Here is a 7,078-nt window from a genome sequence, read left to right on the forward strand (position 1 = left end):
TTGCCGGGCAGCGGATGATGGGCGCGGACCACGGTGCTGTCGATCATCTCAAAGGCGTCTGGAACCAGCCCGCTCTCGTTCAGAGCCTCCATGATCTGCTCCCGGGGCCCCACGAGGGGCCAGCGCCGGAACTGTCGGTAGACGCTGGATCACTTGCCGAACTCTTCCTGCAGGTCGCGCCAGGGCGATCCGATGCGCGCAATCCAGAAAATCCCATCCAGAACAAGACGATGGCTCGTGGGTTTGCGTCCGTTCGGGGCGCGGATAGTCAGGATGAAGCGTTCATGAAAGGCCCATTCTTCGTCCGACATCAGGTCTCGTGCCAGGCTGATCTCCATCACAGATACCAGCTTGAATCACGTTCAACCCGCCCTGTGAATCCCTTTAGTCAACACCGCCTAGGGCCCAGCGCATTTCCGGTTGATCGAATGGACATGTTTAAGAAAACCAGACTGACTGCACTGGGCAGACAGAGGTTTTTCATCGTGGTAACCGCACCAGTTCCGTCGCAGTTGGCAGAATGCCCGCAGATTCGGTCAAGACAGCCAACGTAAGATTGCGGCCGGTGGCCAGCGCCGCGCGGCCAATAATGTTGCCAAGGACATAACCGTGCATCTCCCTGGCGGTCCGTTTCGACGAGGCAGCCCAGCCGAGCGCTTGCCGGTCGGGCACTGCAAGCGTCACGCGGGCGCCTTCACGTACCAGTCTTTCCGCAAGCGGGCCAAGCTGGTCGATGCAACCGAAGTGGGGCAGTTCAGGTCCCGTCGTCGCGTTCTCTGTCCCGACATGCAGCACCGCCTGGCCGGCAGGATCGGCGGTGAGGCCCGCGGCGCGCAGACGATAGAGAACATCTCCGTTCGCCACTCCGCTGAGCGACACCGTCTGGTATCCGTCCTCGCGGATCGCAGCGAGAGCCGCGGCAAGGCACGCGGTTTCCATCCGCTTTGCCTGATCGCGGGCAAATGCGGCAAGGTCCAACCCGGCATCGTTGCCCTCTGTCATCACGACCTTCCGACCAAAGGCGCCGCCCTCATCGTTGAAAACGGCGATCGCCGCCGCGAACCCGACATCCAGTTCTGCATCCCCACTCGGCCTCACGCGGATTTCGGTCGCGGTAACTCCGTCGGCGGCATCGAGCGTTCGGAGGTGATCGGTGAGCGCCATGAAAACCTCATCCGTCGCCCTGAAACGCGGCATGGAGCGAGACAGGGCGCGCCCATCCGGCGCAAGCCCTTCCGTCAGCGCACGGATCAATGCCTGATCGTCGTAGCCGGAAAGGTTCAGCGTCGACCATCGGATCGGGGGAAAGACCGTCCCGCCTTCGGTCCGGCCCGCGCCATCAGCCCCGTGGCAACCCGCGCAAGAAAACCGTGTCGCTGGCAAACTCACTGAGCCGCTGATCGCCACCTTGGCCCCTTCGCCATGCAGGAACAGCGCAGCACCCGGTGTCTCGGCATGGACCGGCGTCGCAGCCAGCGTTGCGGCGATCAGCCAGCCCCGCATTCGGGCACTTTCTGCGCAAGTGCGATCAACTGCTCCGGCTCTGGCAGACCGACGATCCGGGTGAAGCGGAACGAACAGAAATCCCCAACAAGAAACATCGGATCATGAGACTGGATGCTGTCGAATGCAACACCCATCCCCTCCATCAGCGGATCGGTCCCCCTCAGCCCAGCCGTCAGCCACAGCCAGTTGTCGCTGGGGGTGAAATGATCGGCAGTCTTGCGCAATGCCTCGGGCGAGTCGTTGAACGGATCGATGCTGAAACTAACCAGCGTGACCGGCGTTCCGTCTTCTTCCAGAAGCGTCTGGTCGACACCGTAGAGGATCCCGTTCGTGACGTCGCAAAGCGACTCGCAACCAGTATAGAAAAAGCTGACGATTACCGGGCCGCGCTGTTTCAGCCGGGTGACGAAGCCTTCGCTGTGGCCGGTCGCGTCGGTAACCGGAAGGTCCGGGGGGACAAGGGTTTCGGCGGGCACATCAGTGACGTCACCGGCAAGGCAAGGCGCGGCAGCAAGCGATAGCATCAGGACACTGCGTCGGATCATGGGCGCTCCAGAACCAAAGGGTGAAAGGCATGGCCATCACGGCCCTGTGCGGCGATGATCACGGGCCCGCCATTGGGCAGCGCCAAAAGGTCCACGGCCTGACCGCGCGCATCCGATCTGAGCGTCACCGCGTGCCGCCACGGCGTCGCGAGCGCACTGACCAGAATGCTGAAGACTGCATCCCTGACCGGTGCGCCATCCTCGGTGCGAAAGCTCAGGCGCACATGCTGTGCATCGGCGGGTTCCGCCATGAGCCGCCCCGGCGCCACCGCAGCTGCGGTGCCTTCGGTCGGGGGAAGGGCCTTGCAGAAGGACAGCGCGCCGATGCCGGTGGTCGTGACCAGCTCGAACTGTCCCTGCCCGGGCAGCATGGCAGTCGTGCGGAAGACGCCCGGCGCCACTTGCCGGAAACTGCGGTCGAACCCCGCAACGTGGCGCGGCACTCCGCCGCGCAGACGGATCGCACTCATCGGCGGGGCATCGCCCATGCTGCTGTAATCGTGGATGATGAAACCGGTATAACTCTCGGCATGGATCGCGATCATTCCGGGCTGGGGCCAGAGCGGCGCGAGATAGCCCGCCCCGGTCAGCGGAACTTGCCGCCCCTGCCCAAGCATGACCTCGCGCAGGGGCGCCACCCGGTCGGGCCGGATCGTTGCGAGGTCGAGCACGCCAACCCGCGACTGGTCGGCGGTCATCAGATAGGCGGCGCGATCGGTAAACGCGATTTCTGAGACAGGGCCGGGTGTTGCAATCGTCTGGACCACCCGCGCGCGGGCCACATCAATCAACATGATTGGGGCGTCGGTCGCCGGGTCATGGGCAAGTATCCAGCGCCCCTCTACCCCGGCGGCAAGCCGGGTCGCGCCAGCCGGTAGCTTGACCAAAATAGCGTCCGCAGGCGCGTCGGTGTAGCGGATTTCGACGCGCTGACCAGCCAAGCTGGCAAGGGCGAACGTGTCGTCAGTATCGGCAAGGGGTATGGCGTGGTCAGCCGGGGCCTGGGTGGCGATCAGAACCTTGCCCGACACCGCGCCACGCAGCAAGGCGCCAGCCGGGCCCGCCACCGCCAGTGTGTCGCCCAGGGGCGAGACCTCTACCCCATGCACGCCGGTTGCCACCACGGTCCGGCTGCCATCCTGTGCGATCCGTGTCAGGCTTTCCGTGCCCGCCTCCTGCACCCAGACCACCCCGTTGGCTGCGCCAAAGGCATTCACCGGACGCGATAGGCCTTCGGCTAGCACAGTCGTATCGGCGGTCGGAACCGCGATCGACACCACCTCACCCCGCGCCGTCAGAGTGGCCAGAAAACGCCGCCCGTCAATGTCGGCGGTCAGGCTTGCGGCCGGTTCCGCAAGGCGGGACGCACCCAGAAGGTTGGCGCTGGCAAGGTCGATCTCAGGGTCCGCGATGGTAAAGGCGCCGTCTTCCGAGGCGGTGCCGATCAGGATGCCGTTCAGCTTCAGGGCGCCGCGCGGCAACCGACCCGTAGCCAGAAAGCTGCGCGCCGCCTCCGTGCAGGACAGATTGTCATCCTCAACCGGCCTGAACCATCCGGCTAGGTCCAGCCCGGCGGGGGGATCGTTGCCAAGACGGTTTTCGATCCTGACAGTCACTTCGAACGGCTCACCGGGAACCGGTCGCCCCAGCACCGTGCCGTCGAGGCGGGTGAACGTTGCGATACCGGACAAGGCTGGTTGCAACTCCTGCGCCAATCCGGCTGTGGGCAACGCCAGCAGCAAAGCGCAGATCAGTTGTCGCATTGCTCCGCCTCCGCGACCTCCAGAAGACCCCAGACACCGCCCGCGCGGATATGCGTCGGCCCGTCATGCCAGATGCTGGTGCCAGGCACCGCCTTGGGCGTCAGCCATGCGGTCATAGTCTTGCCAGGCGCAAGCAGCACCGACCGGGGGAAGCCGAAGCCGGGAAAGAGGTCGTCATAGTTGTAACCGTTCACGGCGAAGGCACGCTGCCTTGCACGACCGCCGGGATGGATCACCCGGACCACGATCTGCTCACCCTCGCAGGCATTCAGCCGCAGCGCGTTCGGATGTGTGGCAAGGTAGTCCGGCGGGAAGACGAAGGCATTGAGGTCATCGCTTTCTTCGACCCTGACCGCCGGTTCCGACAACCCTTGCGAAAACGAGGGCGAGCGGTAGTTCACGCCCTTTTCGCCCCGGTCATAGCTGTCATCGCAGACGATGCAGTCAGGCACCATCTTGACCCGTGTGCCATCGGTTTCGACTGCGGCAGTGCCGCCATCCTCCCAGTTCCAGACAATGCGCGAGCCATCGTCCCATAGATTCAGACCGTCTTGATAGTAAAGGACAAATTCCCGTGTCCGCTCGACAGTGCCGTCCGGACCTTCGGCGTCGAACAGCATCGTACCACCATCTCCGGGTACCGGGTCAGCGCCCTCGGCATGATGGGCGGCGCAAATCTCGTATCGGTCGACAACCTTGCAATCCATCTTCTGCCCCATCGTGCCGACAGGCGTCCAGTTGCGCGGCACCACATCGATGGCCCCGAAAAGCCCGTGCTGCACGTGGCTGATGATATCCGAGGTGGATCGAATTGGAACCGCCCCGAAGGCGTAAGGTATCCAATGCACCCGCGCGTCCAACTCCGCAAGCGCCGCGCGCCGCGCGGCCTCCAGAAGCTGCTTGCGGACAGCATCGATATCGAGACAAGCGGCCCCGTCGCACACCGCTGCGGTAAGCGCGGCAAGGCCGTCGGGCGATCCGTCTATCTGCGGCTCGGCATCGAACAGACGCTGCGACAGGGGGCCCGTGCGGGATGCAGGCGACAGAGTGAAGGCGTAGTTTCGGCCCAGGACCGAGAAAACCGCATCGCCGTCCGATGGCACTTCGAAGGGGATGAGGAAACCGGTTTCACCCGCCGCCGGGTATACCTCGGTCCCGTCAGACAACCAGGCGGGGCTGAGTGCGGCGAGTTCCGTCGCCACACGCACCGCAATGGTCCCTTCCAGGTCCCGCAGCCCTTCCTCACCGCGCAGGTCGAGCCGCATCCGGCCCGCATAGAAGAGATAGGGCTGGCTGACGGTCACGTCATCGCCCGCCGCCACGGCAAGGCCGGGTGCGCCGTAGCCATAGGCAAGCGGCAGATCGCGGATAAGGTCCATGCCGGGCAGACCGACGCTGAGCGCCACCTGACCCGACGGGCGGATGCCGCCGGGGCGCATGTCGGGCCCGACCGGTTGCAGGCCGCCTGCGCTACCACCGTGTTCAGGCGCATGCGGAAAGGGATCGGCGTTCAAGGGCACGATGGGCGGCAATACCGCATCGCCCAGCCTGTCCCGAAGGCCGCCATCGGTCGTGGTCAGCGCGTTCACGTAACGCAGCCGAACACAATCGCCCGCCTGCACCCTGAGCGTCATCGGCCGGGGGCCATGGCGATAGCGGAAGGCCACGGCATCGATGACCTGTTGCCGGGTTATGTCCGCCCATCCGTTGGCCGACGAGATTCCGCCGTCAATGCCGAGATCGTCCGGAGACAGAAGCGCCAACATCAGCCCGTCGGGGTCATAGCGACCCGCACCATAGTCGGTGCCGTTGCCGGAGGGCCAGACAGTCCGGGTCTCTATCGCGGCGAGCACGGCATCGACAATCCGTTGCAGCGGCTCGCCCTTGCCCGGATAGGGGCAGGCAAGGCCGCCGGTGCCGACCGGAAGCGGCTGGCCGCCGACGACTTCCGCCGACGATCCGGCTTCGCCCAGCCGGTCGCCGATGGGAAGACCCGCAAGCGTCAGATCGAGCATATCGGAGCTCTCGGCGTTGAAGGCCGCAACCGTCGTTGGGTCGGGCGCGCCGGGATCGCTGTAGATCCGCACCAGACCCCAGGCCCCGTTCCAGAGCGCATCGACGGAGCCGAAATTATAAAGATAGTCAGACGATCTGTCCGGCACCTCGCCCGTTGGCGCTTTCGCCGCGGGGGAAGCTGCGGCCTCGACGCTGACGGGGATATCGGCGCGCAGGCTGCCGTTCATCTCGAAATGCTCCGAGATTCCGATTTCCTGCGCGAATGTGAAACCTTCCACGTTATCGCATTCAGCGATGATCGTCTCGAAGTCCTGCCAGAACTGCGGATGTGACGTGTGATCCTCGGCACTGTCGCGCCATGCCCTGTATCCGTCGGGACGCCCGTCCAGCGCCGCAGGCACGGGTGGACCAAGCGGTGCCACATTGCCCAGGCAACGGTCGCGGAGTGATGGCATGTCCTTATGCTCATCCGAAAGGCCAAGCGGTTGCTTGCCCGCCGGGAAGGCCTGATCGATGTTCCGGCGGAAGGCGAGACCGGCGACGTTGAACGTATGCTGGACCTCCTGCGCGCCCTGGATAAGACGGATCACCAGCCGTTCATCCTGATAGGCTTCAAGGATCGGGGTTTCGGGGTCACCGTGCAGGGCCGACCGCAGCGCCTCTCCCATATCGCCCTGCGCGCCGGTCATCTGATGGTCGACCGAACATTCGCCGAATGTGCCACCATCCAAAGCGACAGCGACGTCGCTCGCGTCGGCGGCGTGATCGCCGGGAACGCCCATCGGCAGCAACTTGCAATCGGGTGACGGGGCCGTGCCTGCGACCTTGTCACCGATCCGCAGCGGAATCGGTGCCCCGCGGTAATTCACAAGATAGGGATCGTGATGGTCGACCGAGATCGATTCGGGCCGGATCGGCGGCGCCACCGGCCTGGCGAGTGTCGGAACCGTCGGGTCAGTCGGCGCTGTCCGGATGCCCGCCGCCCGCTGCCGGTATGAAACGAGATGGTTGAAGAGTTCCTCCACTTCATTTGCCGTGCCGGCAAATGCATCACCTGCGAACCGCTCTTTGTGGGCGTCGTCGCGGTTCGTCCCGCCCGCGATCCAGGCGGGCGCAAGCTCACCCGACAGGAACCATGTGTCGCGGTCCAGATCATCGAAGTCGGCGGCGAATTCCTTGGTCGCGGCCACCCCGCATTTCTGGTCGAGGATGTAAGGGCTGAGCCGCCACTTCGCCTCGCAATAGATC

4 protein-coding genes and 1 pseudogene are annotated in these 7,078 nt (G+C 64.7%); all 5 read right to left on the reverse strand.

Features of this window, described 5'->3' with window-relative positions; genetic code table 11:
• Positions 1 to 338: pseudogene (locus WBB85_RS09065) on the reverse strand (transposase); the annotation flags it as partial.
• 142 nt (positions 339 to 480) lie between these two features.
• Complete coding sequence (locus WBB85_RS09070; RefSeq protein WP_432638299.1) at positions 481 to 1,503, reverse strand: c-type cytochrome; 1,023 nt, start codon at positions 1,501 to 1,503, stop codon at positions 481 to 483.
• Positions 1,488 to 2,051, reverse strand: a complete 564-nt coding sequence (locus WBB85_RS09075) for an SCO family protein (protein WP_432638300.1) — start codon at positions 2,049 to 2,051, stop codon at positions 1,488 to 1,490. The genes WBB85_RS09070 and WBB85_RS09075 overlap by 16 nt, the downstream gene beginning before the upstream one ends.
• Positions 2,048 to 3,814: a hypothetical protein gene (locus WBB85_RS09080; protein WP_432638301.1), complete on the reverse strand. Its 1,767-nt coding sequence runs from the start codon at positions 3,812 to 3,814 to the stop codon at positions 2,048 to 2,050. Before WBB85_RS09080 ends, WBB85_RS09075 begins: the two co-directional genes overlap by 4 nt.
• A partial coding sequence (locus tag WBB85_RS09085) for a hypothetical protein (protein ID WP_432638302.1) occupies positions 3,802 to 7,078 on the reverse strand: 3,277 nt, incomplete at its 5' end. The genes WBB85_RS09085 and WBB85_RS09080, both read right to left, overlap by 13 nt.

It is taken from the genome of Albidovulum sp. (assembly GCF_049646345.1).
Classification (GTDB): Bacteria; Pseudomonadota; Alphaproteobacteria; order Rhodobacterales; family Rhodobacteraceae; genus Albidovulum.

Coding starts and splice junctions, on each gene's coding strand:
- WBB85_RS09070 (WP_432638299.1), bottom strand. CDS start 1,503: ATGCGGGGCTGGCTGATCGCCGCAACGCTGGCTGCGACGCCGGTCCAT.
- WBB85_RS09075 (WP_432638300.1), bottom strand. CDS start 2,051: ATGATCCGACGCAGTGTCCTGATGCTATCGCTTGCTGCCGCGCCTTGC.
- WBB85_RS09080 (WP_432638301.1), bottom strand. CDS start 3,814: ATGCGACAACTGATCTGCGCTTTGCTGCTGGCGTTGCCCACAGCCGGA.